Source organism: Desulfobotulus sp., from assembly GCF_034006065.1.
GTDB lineage: Bacteria > Desulfobacterota > Desulfobacteria > Desulfobacterales > ASO4-4 > Desulfobotulus.
Window position 1 is genome coordinate 48,020 of sequence record NZ_JAVETM010000010.1, and the last position, 15,880, is coordinate 63,899.

Consider the following 15,880-nt stretch of genomic DNA (forward strand, 5'->3'; position numbering starts at 1 on the left):
ATGGAAAAAATACTGATTCCCATTTATAATCAGGATATTGCTCCCCGTTTTGACCTTGCAACGGAAGTGGTCATCCTCATCCGCGAGGCGGGCAACCCCCTACCCGAGGAACGAATGATGGTGCTGCCCCAGGCTTCAGCGGAACAGCTCTGTCACCTCATCCTCAGTGATGGCATCAGCACCCTGATCTGCGGCGGCATTGAGGAGGAGTATTTCCAGTATCTTTCCTGGAAAAAGGTACGCATTCTGGATTCAGTCATCGGCCCCTGGCGAAAGGCGGCGGATCTTTTCATGGAAGGCCGCCTGAAAGCCGGAGATATTCTCCGCAAACGCCGCATGGAGGGCCTGGATGGTGCTTAGACGTCTCTGGCACAAAGCGGTCAATACCATGCTGACCTTTCCCGAGGACAGCACCTCTCCCCAGCGCTATGTCACCCTGAAGCGCAACATCATCCTCATCATGAGCCTGGTCTGCATCGTTCCCCTGGCTCTGATGGCGGGAATCAACTACAGCCTGTACAGGGTGAATCTGGAAAGCGAAATTCACCGGCCCATCCAGGTCATGGCCGAGGATACCCGGCACGCCTTTGAGCTTTTCATTGAAGAACGCCTGTCCACGGTGCGCTTCATTGCAGGGGCTTACACCTATGAGGAACTCCGGGACGACCACACCCTCCAGCGGGTGCTGCGCACCATGCGCTCGGAATTTGTGGGCTTTGTAGACCTGGGCCTGATCAACAAGGAAGGCTCCCTGGTGAGCTATGCCGGTCCCTATGATCTTTTAGGAAAGGATTACTCCCAGCAGCCCTCCTTTCAGGAGGTATCGGTCCGGGGCGTTTATATCTCCGATGTTTTCATGGGCTACAGAAAATTTCCCCATGTGGTGATTGTGGTCCAGCGCATGGCCGAAGACGGCCGCACCTGGTTTGTCAGGGCCACCATTGACACAGGCCGCTATGAAGCCCTCATCGCCAGTATGTCCCTGCATCCTGAATCCGACGCCTTTCTTGTGAACCCCCAGGGCATTTTCCAGACCAATTCCCGTTTTTACGGTAAGATTCTCGAACAATGCCCCTTTCCCGTACCTCCGGGAATTCACGGCACCCACACCATCCGCACACGCACCCCCGAAGGCCGGGAAGTGCTGGTGGCCTTTGCACCCGTGCGATCGGATTATACCCTTGTCATTGTCAAACCCCTTTCCGTGCTGCTGCGGAACTTCTACACCCTCAAGGTGGAAATGCTCGTGATCTTCGCCGTGGGGGTTGTGGCCATCCTCCTTGCGGTGGTGGGAGTTGCAGATGTGCTGGTGCAGCGCATACGGAATGCCGACGAAAGAAGGGCCACCGCCATCCAGGAGTTGCAGCACACCCAGAAACTCTCCTCCATCGGTCGCCTGGCCGCAGGGGTTGCTCATGAAATCAACAACCCCTTGGCCATCATCAATGAAAAAGCCGGCCTCATGAAAGACCTTGTGGACCTTGCCGAGCCCTTTGACCGTCAGGACCGCTTCCTGACCCTCACAGAGAACATCCTCCAGTCCGTGGAACGCTGCAAAGCCATCACCCACAGGCTTTTGGGCTTTGCCCGACGCATTGAGGTCCAGTTTGAGGAATTGGACATCAATGCCGTACTTCAGGATACCCTGGGTTTTCTCGAGCGGGAAGCCACCTACCGCCAGATTGACATGCAGCTCCACCTGGATCCTGCCCTGCCTCCCCTGGTCTCGGACAAGGGCCAGCTTCAGCAGGTTTTTCTCAATCTTCTCACCAATGCCTTTGCTGCTGTGGAAAACGGTGGCTGCATCCGCATGCGTACCCAGTTTGACCCCAGAAAGAAAATGGTCCTCGCCTCCATTGAAGACAATGGCTGCGGCATGAACAGTGAAGTGCAAAAGCACATCTTTGATCCTTTTTTTTCCACCAAAAAAGGCAGTGGAACAGGGCTTGGGCTTTCCATCACCTATGGCATCGTCAAGAAGCTGGGGGGCAGCATCCAGGTCCGCAGTGAAGAAGGCAGAGGCAGTACCTTCACCATTTCCCTTCCCCTCCGTGGAGAAGCCATGGAGCCCCAGAACACCGACACCCCGCAGAACAAGGAGACGCCATGAACAGCAAGCTGAAAATTCTGCTGGTCGATGATGAACAGGAGTTTGTGGTCACCCTGGCCGAGAGGCTGGAACTCAGGGGCTATCAGGTCCACATTGCAGAAGACGGGGAAACAGCCCTCGCCTGCTTTGAACCCCAGGCCTTTGACCTTGTGGTTCTCGATCTCATGATGCCCGGCATCGGAGGCCTTGAAGTATTACCGAGACTTAAGGAAATCCAGCCCGACATTCCCGTGATCCTCTTCACAGGCCACGGATCCACCCGGGAAGGCATGGAAGGCATGCGCCTTGGGGCCTTTGACTACCTCATGAAACCCCTCCACATTGAGGAGCTCATCCGAAAAATACGGGAGGCCGTCCCTTCCCGCACCTCCTGAAACCCACTCTTTGAAGGAAGCTTTTTTCGTGAATGACTTTGAAAATTTCCGCGCCGCTGGCCGGATCAATGCCTCCCTGACCCATGAATTGCGCAATGTACTGGCTGTCATCCGGGAAACCGGCGGCCTGCTCCAGGATATCCTCGCCATGGCTGGGGCAGACCCCGCCCATCCCAAAACCCAGCGCCTCACCCAGGGGCTTGGAACCATACGGGATCAGGTGATGCGGGGCAGCGAGATCCTTGATCGCATGAACCGCTTTGCCCACAGCGCCGATCACCCCCTGGAGCATTTCGGTATCCGGGAAGCCAGTCTTGAATTTTTTCAGCTCACAGAACGCTTCTTAAAACTGGCCCAGATTACCCTGATTCCGGATACCCTGGAGCCCGATATTCCCATGGAGGCTTCCCGCTTTTATTTTTTTACCGCCCTTTTCCAGGCCATGGAAATCTGCCTGGACCTGCCCAAAGACAGCCAGATCCGGGTTTCCTTTTCCAAAGACCCAGGCCTTTATTTTCATGGGGCCCATGGGTTCTCTGCCTTAAGCTCCCGGACCCTTTCCGGCGGCTTCCTCCTCCGGGGAGACACCCAGGGCCTCTGGGTGGGCCTATCTCCGGAAATAGTTTCATAAAGTTTCATAACATGTCAAACCCTTCGTTCTATGATGTTTCATTTTCTACTCAAAAGAAAACAGACCGCCCCTCCTCCCAGGAAGGGCGTCCTTTTTTAAAAAGGAAGCCTGGGTCAAAAAAACTGTCAGACCGGCCCATTCTTCCAAAAAAACTTTATTTTTTCACTTATCTCCCCCCAAGACCGAAAACATGGCCTGCAACTTGCTTGTGTAGCCCATGATCCAAAACCAGGATGAAACCCCGTCCCTCCGGACCCGGTCCTTTGAACCCCTTAAGGAGCCTCCATGACCATCCTTTCCCTTTTCAGCGTACGATACGCCGGAAGTGAAACCCTGGTGGACGATCTGTGCCAAAAAACGCGCTCCCGCCTTTTCCGGGATGCCGACATCCTGGAGCGCTGCTCCCTTCAGCACCACATCCGACCCGCCGTACTTGAAAAAGCCCTTTTTGCAAAACCCAGCGTGTTCAACAACTTCACCCATGAAAAGGAACACGCCATTGCCTGTCTGAACGCCACTCTTGCCGACCTGCTGGATACGGAAGGTCAGATTTTCACCGGCCATACGGCCCTGCTGCTCCCTTCCTTTCTCTCCCATGCTCTCCGCATCCTCATCACAGCCTCCCCTGCCTGGCGCATTGCCCAGGCCTGGAACATGGGGACCCCGGAAAAGGAAGCCCTGGAAGAAATTCAGAAATCCGACCAGAAAACCCAACTCTGGACCCGGCAGATCTGGGATGGCCCCCTCTGGAGCCCGGATCGTTACCACCTCATCCTCGCCATGGAACAGCAGAAAGACCCTGTGGCAGAGATCCTGGAAAAGATGGAAGACCCGGCCTTTCACATTACGGATGCAGGCCGCTGGGCCATGGAGGACTTTCGCCTTGCCAGCCGTGTGACCCTGGCCCTGAGCCACAAAGGTCACCATGCCACTGTCACTGCGGATTCCGGCAGAATCCGACTCATCATTGAAAAGAACGCAGCCCAGCCTTCGGCCCTGGCGGACGAACTGCACCACATCGCCTCCGCCGCCGAAGGCGTCCGGGATGTGGAAATCTGCATGGGCGCCCTGTCCCATGCGGCGGGCATTTACCGCAGATACGACCCTTCGGTGCACTACCGTGTTCTGCTTGTGGACGATGAAAAGGAATTTGTTCAGACCCTGGCCGAACGTCTGCGCATGCGCAATGTGCCCAGCCACGCCGTATGCTCCGGCGAAACAGCCCTCGCACTGCTCAAGGAGGATCCACCCGACCTGATGGTTCTTGACCTGAAAATGCCGGGCGTGGACGGGTTTGAGATTCTCACTCGGGTAAAAAAAAGCCACCCCGGCATTGCCATCATCATTCTTTCCGGCCACGGCACAGAGGCGGATCGCCAACGCTGCATGGAACTCGGGGCCTTTGCCTATCTCCAGAAACCCACAGACATCAACCAGCTGACCGCCACCATGAAACAGGCTTATACGCGTATCCGCGCAGAACGGAGCGCCCCTTCATAGATTCTAAGGATATCCCCATACTCAAAACGGATTTTTTCATGCAGCCCAGAAAGGAAAATGCAGCCTGAAGATGAAAAAACGGCTCCCAAGGCCTGAAAACAAAAAAGAACCCCGAAAAAGGATCGTTTTCCATCCCCCGATCTGACAAGGAGAAAAAATGAAAATCAAAGTATTGCTTGTGGATGATGAGGCACCCTTTGTGGACGCCCTGGCCGAAAGACTTTCCCTGCGGGACTTTGCAGTGAAAACCGCCTATGACGGAAGCCAGTGCCTGACAACCCTCACAGAAAATCCAACGGACACGGACGTGGTGGTCCTGGATCTTCTCATGCCCGGTATCTCCGGCCTTGAGGTGTTAAAGCAGATCAAGGAAATCGCGCCCCTGATCCAGGTCATCCTGCTCAGCGGCCAGGCCACCGTGGAGTCCGCCATTGAAGGCATGAAACGGGGTGCCTTTGATTTTCTCATCAAACCTGCGGAAACCGAGGCCCTTTCCGCAAAAATCACCACCGCCTTTGCCATCAAGGCCGCCCATGAGGAACGCATCCGCAATGCGGAGGTGGAAAATATTATCACCCATAAAGGCTGGTAAGTTTCATCAGACGTGATAAGAGAGACCCTTATCCAAAATCGCAAAAAAAGGGCAAAGCCTTCGGAAATATGGTTTTAAAAAAAGTTCATACATAACCCCGAGTCACAAAAACCCTTAAAGGAGTAGTCACCATGAATGCCTCCGCTGTACCCAAAAAGGCCGCCGTTGACTGGAATCGGCTCTTTTTCATGTTCTTAGGTCTTTTTCTCTTCTGCATCATCTACTGGGCTCCGCCCTTCCCCGATGCAGTGGATCCTTTGGGAAAATCCTTCACCCTTTCCCCCCAGGCCAAGGGAGCCATTGCCATCTTCATGCTGGCAGGCACCTGGTGGGTCTTTGAAGTGGTACCCATCGGCATCACCAGTATCCTCATCGGCGTCATGCAGGTCATGTTCCATGTGCGCTCCGCCAACGATGCCTTCAAAGACTTCATGACCCCCTCCGTACTCTTCATCTTCGGCTCCATTGTCATCGGTCTTGTGTTCACCAAAACAGGACTCACCAAGCGCATTGCCTATAAAATGCTGGGGATTGTGGGCGAAAAAACCCACCTCATCATGCTGGGCTGCTTTGTGCTCACCGTGGCCCTCACCCATGTCATGGCCCACACGGCTGTGGCCGCCACCATGTACCCGCTTCTTCTGGCCGTTTATGCCATGTACTCCGACGACCCCACCAAGCCCACAAAATTCGGCAAAGGCCTTTTCATCGGCATGGCCTATGTGGCCGGAGCAGGCAGTATCATCACCCTTCTCGGTGCAGCCCGTGGTCCCGTGGCCCTTGGTTTCTACAAAGACATCGTGGGCCGGGAAATCTCCTTTTTTGAACTCACCTACTACATGGCTCCCCTGGGCTGGCTCATGATGTTCCTCATCTGGGGCATGATTCTCCTCCTTCTTCCTCCGGAAAAAAAGCGCATTGAAGGCGTAAGGGAAAGGGCCGCAGAACTGGCCGCCCAGCAGGGCCCCATCACAGGAAGGGAAATCACCGCTGCGGTGGTGGTTCTCACCTGTATCGCCATCATGTCCCTTGGCAGCTTCATCCCAACCCTGGGCAAGCTCGACAAAACCGGCCTCATCCTCATCACCACCCTGATCTTCTTCTGCTCCCGCATCCTCACCATTGACGACCTTGAAGCCGTACCCTGGAACATCATCCTGCTCTTTGGCGGCGCCATGAGCATCGGTTTCTGCCTCTGGCAGACCGGAGCCGCCCAGTGGATGGCCGTTCACTGGCTGGCCCTCTTTGAAAAGGCCCACTGGTTCGTCTTTGTCATGGGCATGGCCGTCTTTGTTCTTGCCATGACCAACTTCATCATGAACGTGGCGGCCATTGCCATTTCCATGCCCGTGGCCCTGGTCATCGCCCCCTATCTTCAGGTAGCACCCGAGGTCATCACCTTTGCAGCCCTGGTCACCGCAGGCATGCCCTTCATGCTTCTTGTGGGTGCGGCACCCAACGCCATTGCCTACGACTCTAAACAGTTCACCACAGGAGAATTTTTCAAATACGGGGTTATTGCCAGCATCCTGCTCCTGGCCGTGCTCAGCCTCTTCATCCTTGTGATCTGGCCCCTCATGGGTATGCCCGTTACCTTGCGCGGATAAGAAGTTTACACATATCGGCTGTTTTCCGGGAGACGGCAACCGCCGTCTCCCGGACTTTTAAGGAGTCGCCATGCCTGCTCCCTTCCGGATCCACAAAAAAAACGAAGACAGCATCCTCAGCTTAAGAAGCCGTCTTTACCTTTCCCTTGGCGGAATTCTCCTTCTGGTCAGTGCGGGCATTGGCATCATGGGCTGGTACACCCGCACCCTGGAAAGGCTTGTGACCGAAGACATTCCCATGGGTATTGCCGCCTTCCAGTCCGCCGAAGCCCTGGAAACGGCCCTCATCCACCAGAAGGGGTTTGTCACCTACTACATGCTGGACAGGGATCCGGAGTGGCTGCGCAGGCTGGGGGAATACCGCCAGATCTTCCGGGAAAAACTTGTGGACGCGGAAAAATGCGTCCAGAATCCCGCCCAAAAACAGCTTCTCAATGACATCCGGGATAACTATGCCCGGTATATCGAAATGAAAGACCAGGTCATCGCCCACTACGTCCAGGAACGCCTGGAAGAGGGCAGGGCCAGACACCCGGAAATCCGGGTGCTTTTTTTCCGCATCATGCAGCACTGCGAAGATTTCAAATCCCTGCAGGCCCAGGCCCTCAGCCGCCTGCAGGAACATGTGAGCCGGGAAACCCAACAGGTCAGGAATGTCACCCTCCTGATCCTTCTTATTACCGCAGCCCTCATCCTGGTTCTGGGAGTGGAAATTTCCCGGCAGATCCTAAGACCCCTAAGGCGTCTTGCCCTGGAAACCGGAGTCTCAGCCATCAGGGGGGGCAATGAGGTCACCGCCATCAGCCGGGGTGTGGAGGGGCTTCTCCGCAACGCAGGGGAAGCCACCCGTGAACTGCACCGCAGCCGGGAAAACCTGGAACAGGCCGAACGCATGGTGGTGGTGGCCCGCCTGGCCGCAGGCATGGCCCACTCCATCCGCAACCCCCTCACCTCCGTCAAAATGCGCCTCTTTTCCCTTTCCCGCTCCCTCAGGCTGGATGCGGATCAGAAGGAGGATTTTGAGGTCATTTCCGGAGAAATCCGGCACATTGATACCGTTGTTCAAAATTTTCTGGAGTTTTCAAGGCCTCCCAAACTGAAAATCCAGTCCATCAGCCCATCGGATGTGGTAGACCGCACCCTCACCCTCTTAAGCCATCGTCTGGCCTCCTATGAGGTTTTGGCAAAGCTTAACAGAACAAGCCCACTTCCCTTCATCTCCGGAGATCCGGAACAGTTGAAAGAGGTTCTCGTCAATCTCATGGAAAACAGCTGCCAGGCCCTGGATGGCAAACCCGGCCACATTGAGATCACCGAAAGCCTGGATCTTTCCGATCCCAAAGCCCCAAAGGCCGCCATCCGCCTTTGCGATTCCGGCCCCGGCATCCCCGAAGACATGCTGTCCCGCATCTTTGAGCCCTTTGTCACCACCAAAGAAGACGGCACAGGCCTTGGCTTAAGTATTGCATTCCGGATCATCGAAAACCACGGCGGCACCCTGACCGTGACTTCAGAACCGGAAAAGGGCGCCTGCTTTGACATCCGCTTACCCCTCATTGCCCAGGAAGAAGGAGAGGCCTGATGGCCCACATCCTCATCATTGACGACGACGACCAGCTCCGCACAAGCTTTCAGAAACTGCTCACCCGGGAGGGCTTCCAGGTCACCGCCGCTGCTTCAGGAGAGGCGGGCTTAAAAAGCTTTCGGGAAAACATCCCGGATCTGGTCATTGTGGACATGCAGATGCCCGGCAAAAACGGGCTCGAAACCTTCACCCTCATCAACAGGGACCACCCCCGTCTGCCCGTCATCATCATGACCGCCTACGGCACCACGGATTCAGCCATTGAAGCCACCAAGGCCGGAGCCTTTGACTATATCCTGAAGCCCTTTGATATTCCGGACATGCTGGATCTCATCGGAAAAGCCCTGGATGCCAGCCGCTTCATGAAAACCCAGGCTTCCCTGGAAAACCCAGAACCCGAAATGGTCAATGAGGCCATCATCGGCCGCAGTCCCGCCATGCAGCAGGTGTACAAGTCCATCGGCCGCGTAACAGCCACGGATGCCACCGTTCTCATCCGGGGGGAATCGGGCACAGGAAAAGAGCTGGTGGCCAGCGCCATCTACCAGCACAGCAGCCGGGGCAAACTGCCTTTTCAGATCATCAACTGCGTGGCCATCCCGGAAACCCTTCTGGAATCCGAGCTTTTTGGCTATGAAAAGGGGGCTTTCACCGGCGCTGTCCAGCGCAGGGTCGGAAAAATCGAACAGGCCAACGGCGGCACCATCTTTCTCGATGAGATCGGAGACATGCCCCTTTCCCTTCAGTCCAAGCTTCTGCGCCTTCTTCAGGAACGCAGCATTGAACGCATCGGAGGTCGGGACACCATTCCTGTGGATGTGCGCATCATTGCTGCCACCAACCGGAACTTAGAAGAGGCCATTACAGACGGACGATTCCGGGAAGATCTCTACTATCGCCTCAATGTGGTCAGCCTGACCCTGCCGCCCCTGCGGGAAAGAAAGGGCGACATCCCCCTTCTCACCGATTATTTCCTCAAGCGATTTTCAAGGGAAGCGGACATGGAAAACCCCGGCATCACCGATGCGGCCCGCAGGCGTCTGGAAGCCCATGACTGGCCAGGCAATATCCGGGAATTCGGCAATACCCTGCACAAGGCCATCATCTTTAACCGAGGCGCTCCCATTTCCGTGGAAGACCTGGACATGGATACGAACCAATCCTCTCTCCTTGCCACAGAAAAACGACTGCCGGATCTGGAGACGGGTTTTCGCTCCTGGATCCGTGCGGAGCTGGAAAGGGGAGCTGGAGAAAACTTCTTTGATGAAACCATGGATACCTGCGCACGCCTGCTTGTCAGTGAAACCCTCAACTACACCGGCGGCAACCGCTCCCAGGCGGCAAGGCTTCTCGGTATGTCCCGCCCCACCCTCCACGCCCGCATTGATAAATACAACCTCAAGCTCCAGACCTCTGTGAAAGAAGAAGGGGAAGAAGGCTGAGCCTCTCTTAGGATTCGGTTTTAAAAAAACCGGATCCCTCCCCTTCCCACGTCCGAACTTCTTACACATCCCCTTCCACCCTGCAAACCCCACAGACAGTCCGCAACCTTCATGCAAAAAATTAAAGCCTTTAAATACGGGTGGATATATTCCAGAAATACATTGGCACTCCCCTTGCAATTCCTCCTGTTCAGCATCCATGCACCGGTCTCGACAAGATCCGGACCCATAAAACCCCAACGGGAGGAGACAAGGCCCATGCATCAACTTGTAAAAAACTTCATGGTTCCCATCGAAAGATTCCCCACCATCCAGAACACGGCCACCTTCACCGAAGCCGTCCTCGCCCTGGAAGAAGCCCAGGAAGCCTTCCTCGCCGGAAAAAAGGAACAGCGCATCCTTCTCGTTCTTGATGATGAGAGAAAGATTGTGGGCAAACTCACGCCCATGGACATCATCCGGGGCCTGGAACCCAACTACGACAAGCTTGTGGATAAGGAGACCGGCGCTTTCATCTCCAATGTGAATTATGTCATTGAATCCATGAAAAAAGAGGCCCAGCTATGGGCCCGCCCCATTGATGATCTCTGCAAGACCGCGCAGAACGTAAGAATCCGGGATTTTCTCAAAAGCACGCCCAAGTCCCAGATCATTGACGCAGACGCCAACCTCAACCTGGCCCTCCACGCCTTTTACATCTTCCGTCACGACAGCCTTTTTGCCATGGAAGACGGCAGGGTTGCGGGCCTTCTGCGCTTTTCAGACGTGTACAGGGAAATTCAGCGCCAGATCAAAGCCTGCAGAATTTGAGCGTTAAAAACAAAAAAAGACCGGACACCGCGTCTTTTCAATGAATTCAAACACTTTTTTACCAAAGGAGATCGGAATATGGCAGAGCATGCGCAGGGAGAACTCCGAAAACCCGGACCCAATGAGCTGGTGATCGATGAACACCCCGAAACCCCCAAACAGTCCGGAACCAGTATCCTCATCAAATGCGCCATCGCCCTGGCGCTGGGAATTTTCGTCTACATCCTTCCCACCCCGGACAACCTTTCCCCCGAAGGTCACAGACTGCTGGCCCTGCTGGTCGCCGTCCTTGTTCTCTGGATCTCCGAGGCCATTCCCATCGGCATCACAGCCCTCTGCGTGGGTGCGGGTATGATTGCCTTCAAGATTGTGGGCAACAACGATGCCTGGACCCCCTACGCCAACCCTGCGGTCATGTTCGTACTCATGATCATCATGTTCGGCGTGGTCCTGAATGAAGTGGGCCTTGCCAAACGCATGATGTACTATCTTCTGAAAATGGCAGGCACCAATGTCAAGAAGCTGAGCTTCGTTCTGGCCATAGGCTGCACCATGCTGGCCACCATCCTCCACGACGCCACGGTGACAGTTGTCATGGTGTTCGCCTTTGTGCCCGTCTTCATGGCCATGGGCATGAAGCCCGGCGGCAAAGCCAAGCTACCAAAATTCTTCCTCATCCTCATCCCCCTGGCCGCATCCGCAGGTGGCTTTGGCACCATGATCGGTGGGGGCCGCAACCCCCTGGCCGTGGAAATGCTCGCCCGCTACACCAAAGACACCACCGGCGTAAGCAAGGTCATCGGATTTGTGGAATATTTCATCATTCAGTTTCCCTTGAGCATTTTCACCGGCATTGCCACCTGGGCTGTGGTGTATTTCCTCTTCCGCCCTGAAGAAAAGGAACTCAAAGGCGTATCCCTGGAAGACCCCGGCCCCATGAGCAGCGCAGAACTGGGTGTGGCTCTGATTTTCCTTGGCGCCTTTATCTTCTGGTTTCTCGGCGACATCACGGGCTGGCATGTGAGTGTGGTGGCAGCCATCGCCATGGTGGGCTTCTGCGGACCCGGCTGGGTTTCCTTTAAAACCATCTGCGACAAATTCCCCTGGGAATCCTGGATTGTGTTCGGCGCAGGCGTTTCCTTAGGCCTTGCCCTCCTCAAAACCGGGGCCGGAAAGTTTCTTGCCGAATCCTGCCTGCCCCTCCTTCAGGGTCATGGCTCCTTTGTCACCTTCTTTGGCCTTGGCTTCTTCGGCTCTCTCCTGTCCAGTGTCATGAGTAACTCCGCCGCCGTGGCCCTGACGCTCCCCATCACTCTGCCCATGGCAGACATGCTGGGCATGTCCCCTGTGGCCGTAGCCCTTCTTGCTCCCATCACCACCTCCTTCATCATGCTGGTCATCGGGTGCCCGCCCACCATCATCGCCTACAGCACGGGCTATTTCACCCAGGTGGATTTCATTAAGGTCGCCGTACCCTGGTGCATCTGCCTTCTGGTCATCGTCGTCCTCGGTCTCCTGATCTACTGGCCCATGATCGGCGTGTACTGAGCCTTAAAAAGCCACTGGCTTCCGAACAAGCCTTTCGGGCAGGACAAAACCTGCCCGGAAGGCTCACAAAAAAATAAAAACCGGGCGGATCTCCCCCAGGCCCGGATTTAAAAAAGGAGACAGACCCCATGGAACCCATTCGCATTCTCGTGGTGGACGATGAAAAGGACTTTACGGAAATGCTCTGCCTGCGCTTAAAAGAGGTGGGCCACAGCGCAGACGCCGTACACGATGGCAAGGCGGGCATGGCCATGCTCGACAAAAAACCCTATGACGTACTCATCCTCGATATCCGCATGCCCGGCATGGATGGTCTTCAGGTACTGAAACAGATCAAGACGGACCATATCTCCACCGAAGTCATCCTGCTCACCGGCCACGGTTCCACGGAAACCGCTGTGGAAGGCATGAAACGGGGTGCCTTTGATTATGCCCTGAAACCCTATGATTTTGCCGAGCTGATGGAAAAAATCCAGGACGCCAAGCAGGTGAAAGAAGAACGGGAAGCCCGCATCCGAAAAGCAGAAGAGCGCTCCCGCCTGGACAGACTGGAAAAGCATATGCGCTTTTAAACCCCGCCCCTCGAAAATGGGGGGATCCGACCCGTAACCCCGGTGTTCTCACGCGTCTGCATGGAAAGACTCCCTCCAGACCCTGCAGAAGGATCTTCGCCCCTGATCCGCGGAGAACCCACCCCACACGGGCCCCTTCCCTCCGGTCCCCCCATTTTAAGGACGCCGATATTTCGGCGTCCTTTTTTTGTTTTCACCCGTATCCCCCACCGTTCCCGTAATAAACCAGAGAAACATTTGATTCTGCCCAAAAAAACAGGTAGCTTTCAAAAAGAAGGTTCAAAGTGACTTCGTTTCATACCCGTCCACAAAAAAACGCTACCCGGCAAATATATCCAAAACCGGATCAAAAGGAGGCTCTCATGCTGAAAAGCTACGAAGCCATATATGAAAAAGGCCAGATCCGCTGGCTGAAAGAGGCTCCCCACATTGCAACTGCCCATATCATCGTCACCATACTCGATGAAAATCCCAAAATCATAAAACGACGGACTCCACCCACATCCCTCTTCGGCAAAGGAAAGGTTCTGGGAGACATCATCAATCCCATCACAGATGAAGGGGACTGGGAATGCCTGAAATAATCATGCTGGATACCCACATCTGGTTCTGGTTTATCAATGGAGACACAGATCCGATTCCGGTAAGCCACAGAAAACAAATCGAACAGGCGGACAGGGTCGGTGTCTCACCGGTTTCCTGCTTTGAAATCACACTGGCCCGACAAAAAGGGAAGCTTTCCCTTCCATGCGAAACCCACCTATGGCTAAAGGAAGCCCTTGAACCCGCAGGCATCGAAATATTCCCCCTGTCACCTTCCATTGCCTCACGCGCCGTAGCTCTGTCACAGATCCATAAAGATCCCTTCGACAGAATTATCATCGCGACAGCTCTGGAATACGGAGCCCTTCTTTCAAGCATGGACAACATGTTTTCCAAATATCCGGAACTGGAGGGCTGCCTGATTCGATAACAAAAAAATCTCCTTTTTTTACAGCCCCCGAAAACCTGTCCACTTTCTTGACAGACTGTAAAAAATGCCTTTCAAAAGCCCTTCACAACTTTAAAAAAAACACCTTCCCCCTTTTTCATACCCCATATCGCCCCAACGCCTTTTCCCATGGGCTTTTCACTCCCATTCATCCCCTGCCCCGAAAATTTTTTCCATTCTATCTCGAACCGTCCGTCAATTTCGGTATCTTATTTGCAAATAGATACAAAAAGTGAAGATCCGTCAGGATTTAAAGAGAAAAACAAAGAAAAAAGGTGCTTTTCAGGCTCAAAAACCTTCACCCCGTCCCCAACCAGGGGATGCGACCTGCTTCAGACGTAAAGAAAGGAGTTTTATCCATGGGAGCCCAGGATCATACGACCCCGCCCCCCAACCGCCTCGTTGACCACCATGAGGAACCCCAAAGCCCACCCCAGTCCGCCGCAAGCATTCTCATCAAATGCGGTATCAGTATTGCATTGGGGCTGTTTGTCTTTCTTCTGCCCACACCAGATAACCTCACTCCCGAAGGTCACCGCCTTCTGGCTCTGCTCATCACGGTACTGGTACTCTGGATCACCGAAGCCATGCCCATCGGCGTCACAGCCCTTTGCGTGGGCGGCGGCATGATCGCCTTCAAGATCGTGGGCAGAAATGATGCCTGGACACCCTTTGCCAACCCTGCGGTCATGTTCGTACTCATGATCATCATGTTCGGCGTGGTGCTGAACGAGGTTGGACTGGCAAGACGGCTCATGTATCATCTTCTTAAATTCGCTGGCACCAACGTGAAAAAGCTGAGCTTCATTCTTGCCATAGGCTGCACCCTGCTGGCCACCATCCTCCATGACGCCACGGTCACCGTGGTCATGGTCTTTGCCTTTGTGCCCGTTTTCATGGCCATGGGCTTTAAACCCGGAGCAGGTCACAAATTGCCGAAATTTTTTCTCATGCTCATTCCCCTGGCCGCATCCGCAGGGGGCTTTGGCACCATGATCGGGGGCGGTCGTAACCCCCTGGCCGTGGAGATTCTCTTCCGTTACACCCAAGAAGCCACAGGCGTAGGCCGGGTGATCGGTTTCATGGAATACCTCATCATCCAGCTTCCCATCAGTATCTTCACCGCCTTCGCCACCTGGCTTGTGGTGTATTTTCTCTTCAGGCCCGAGGAAAAGGAGCTTAAAGGCGTCAGACTGGAAGACCCCGGCCCCATGAGTACGGCGGAAAAGGGCGTGGCCATTATTTTCGGGAGTGCCTTTGTGCTCTGGTTTCTCGGAGACATCACAGGCTGGCATGTGAGTGTGGTGGCCTGCATGGCCATGATCGGCTTCTGCGCTCCGGGCTGGGTTTCCTTTAAAACCATCTGTGACAAGTTCCCCTGGGAATCCTGGATTGTCTTTGGCGCGGGCGTTTCCTTAGGTATGGCCATGCTCACCACCGGCGCAGGCCAGTTTCTTGCAGAAAGCATATTGCCGCTGCTGGAAGGCAGGAGCAGCTTCACCGTGTTTTACGGCTTAGGTCTTTTCGGCTCCTTCCTCTCCAGCCTCATGAGCAACTCCGCGGCCGTGGCCCTGACGCTTCCCATCACCCTGCCCATGGCGGACATGCTGGGGATGTCACCGGTGGCTGTGGCACTTCTCGCTCCCATGACCACGTCCTTTATCATGCTGGTCATCGGGTGCCCGCCCACCATCATTGCTTACAGTGCAGGCTATTTCACCCAGGTTGATTTCATCAAGGTCGCCGTACCCTGGTGCCTGATTCTCCTTGTGGTGGCCACCATCGCCGCCCTGGTTTACTGGCCCATGATCGGCGTGTACTGATCATTCTTATGAAGGAGGTTCCCATGGCCGGAAGCAAGGACAAAACCCAAAGCCCCGCTCTGGATGGCATGAACAACGAAGCCCAGGCCAGAACCAAAACCGAGGCCGACCATCTCTATGACCTGCTCCGGCCCCTGCATCACCTGCCCAGGGGAAAAAACACCTGGAACCCGGCCTTTTTAAAAAAATCCTGGTTCTGGCCCGCCAGTGTGGCGGTTATGATGATTTTCTATTATCTTTATCCCCTGATCTGGGATTTTTTTGCAGGCCCTTAAGAACAGGCCGCCTCCGCAAT

General features: G+C 54.9%; 16 protein-coding genes. All 16 read left to right on the forward strand.

From position 1 onward, the window contains the following. The 16 genes from RBR60_RS05920 (at nt 1) to RBR60_RS05995 (ending at nt 15,860) form a co-directional block, all read left to right on the forward strand. Complete coding sequence (locus RBR60_RS05920) at nt 1–360, forward strand: hypothetical protein (RefSeq protein WP_320354962.1); 360 nt, start codon at nt 1–3, stop codon at nt 358–360. Beyond that, on the forward strand, nt 350–2,110 hold the full coding sequence (locus tag RBR60_RS05925; RefSeq protein WP_320354963.1) for an ATP-binding protein: 1,761 nt from the start codon (nt 350–352) through the stop codon (nt 2,108–2,110). The genes RBR60_RS05920 and RBR60_RS05925 overlap by 11 nt, the downstream gene beginning before the upstream one ends. Further along, nucleotides 2,107–2,484 carry a response regulator gene (locus tag RBR60_RS05930; RefSeq protein ID WP_320354964.1) on the forward strand — a complete coding sequence of 126 codons (378 nt, stop codon included), beginning with the start codon at nt 2,107–2,109 and terminating at the stop codon, nt 2,482–2,484. The genes RBR60_RS05925 and RBR60_RS05930 overlap by 4 nt, the downstream gene beginning before the upstream one ends. 28 nt (nt 2,485–2,512) lie before the next feature. Beyond that, complete coding sequence (locus RBR60_RS05935) at nt 2,513–3,115, forward strand: hypothetical protein (protein WP_320354965.1); 603 nt, start codon at nt 2,513–2,515, stop codon at nt 3,113–3,115. Nucleotides 3,116–3,400: 285 nt separating this feature from the next. Continuing rightward, a complete protein-coding gene (locus RBR60_RS05940) occupies nt 3,401–4,615 on the forward strand; it encodes a response regulator (RefSeq protein ID WP_320354966.1) in 1,215 nt (404 codons plus the stop codon). A 157-nt stretch (nt 4,616–4,772) separates the two neighbouring features. Further along, nucleotides 4,773–5,207, forward strand: coding sequence for a response regulator (locus RBR60_RS05945; RefSeq protein ID WP_320354967.1), 435 nt, complete (start codon nt 4,773–4,775; stop codon nt 5,205–5,207). Between the two features lie 131 nt (nt 5,208–5,338). After that, nucleotides 5,339–6,814 carry an SLC13 family permease gene (locus tag RBR60_RS05950; protein WP_320354968.1) on the forward strand — a complete coding sequence of 492 codons (1,476 nt, stop codon included), beginning with the start codon at nt 5,339–5,341 and terminating at the stop codon, nt 6,812–6,814. Between the two features lie 70 nt (nt 6,815–6,884). Further along, a complete protein-coding gene (locus tag RBR60_RS05955; RefSeq protein ID WP_320354969.1) occupies nt 6,885–8,396 on the forward strand; it encodes an ATP-binding protein in 1,512 nt (503 codons plus the stop codon). Beyond that, nucleotides 8,396–9,841, forward strand: a complete 1,446-nt coding sequence (locus tag RBR60_RS05960; protein ID WP_320354970.1) for a sigma-54 dependent transcriptional regulator — start codon at nt 8,396–8,398, stop codon at nt 9,839–9,841. Before RBR60_RS05955 ends, RBR60_RS05960 begins: the two co-directional genes overlap by 1 nt. Nucleotides 9,842–10,099: 258 nt before the next feature. Beyond that, nucleotides 10,100–10,651, forward strand: coding sequence for a CBS domain-containing protein (locus RBR60_RS05965; protein WP_320354971.1), 552 nt, complete (start codon nt 10,100–10,102; stop codon nt 10,649–10,651). A gap of 78 nt (nt 10,652–10,729) precedes the next feature. Then, nucleotides 10,730–12,199, forward strand: a complete 1,470-nt coding sequence (locus RBR60_RS05970) for an SLC13 family permease (RefSeq protein WP_320354972.1) — start codon at nt 10,730–10,732, stop codon at nt 12,197–12,199. Nucleotides 12,200–12,327: 128 nt separating this feature from the next. Continuing rightward, complete coding sequence (locus RBR60_RS05975; protein WP_320354973.1) at nt 12,328–12,771, forward strand: response regulator; 444 nt, start codon at nt 12,328–12,330, stop codon at nt 12,769–12,771. 362 nt (nt 12,772–13,133) lie between these two features. Next, a complete protein-coding gene (locus RBR60_RS05980; RefSeq protein WP_320354974.1) occupies nt 13,134–13,355 on the forward strand; it encodes a hypothetical protein in 222 nt (73 codons plus the stop codon). Further along, nucleotides 13,343–13,744: a type II toxin-antitoxin system VapC family toxin gene (locus tag RBR60_RS05985; protein ID WP_320354975.1), complete on the forward strand. Its 402-nt coding sequence runs from the start codon at nt 13,343–13,345 to the stop codon at nt 13,742–13,744. The genes RBR60_RS05980 and RBR60_RS05985 overlap by 13 nt, the downstream gene beginning before the upstream one ends. Nucleotides 13,745–14,121: 377 nt before the next feature. Continuing rightward, a complete protein-coding gene (locus RBR60_RS05990; RefSeq protein WP_320354976.1) occupies nt 14,122–15,585 on the forward strand; it encodes a DASS family sodium-coupled anion symporter in 1,464 nt (487 codons plus the stop codon). 23 nt (nt 15,586–15,608) lie between these two features. Then, nucleotides 15,609–15,860, forward strand: coding sequence for a hypothetical protein (locus tag RBR60_RS05995; protein ID WP_320354977.1), 252 nt, complete (start codon nt 15,609–15,611; stop codon nt 15,858–15,860). The last annotated feature ends 20 nt before the right edge of the window (nt 15,861–15,880 follow it).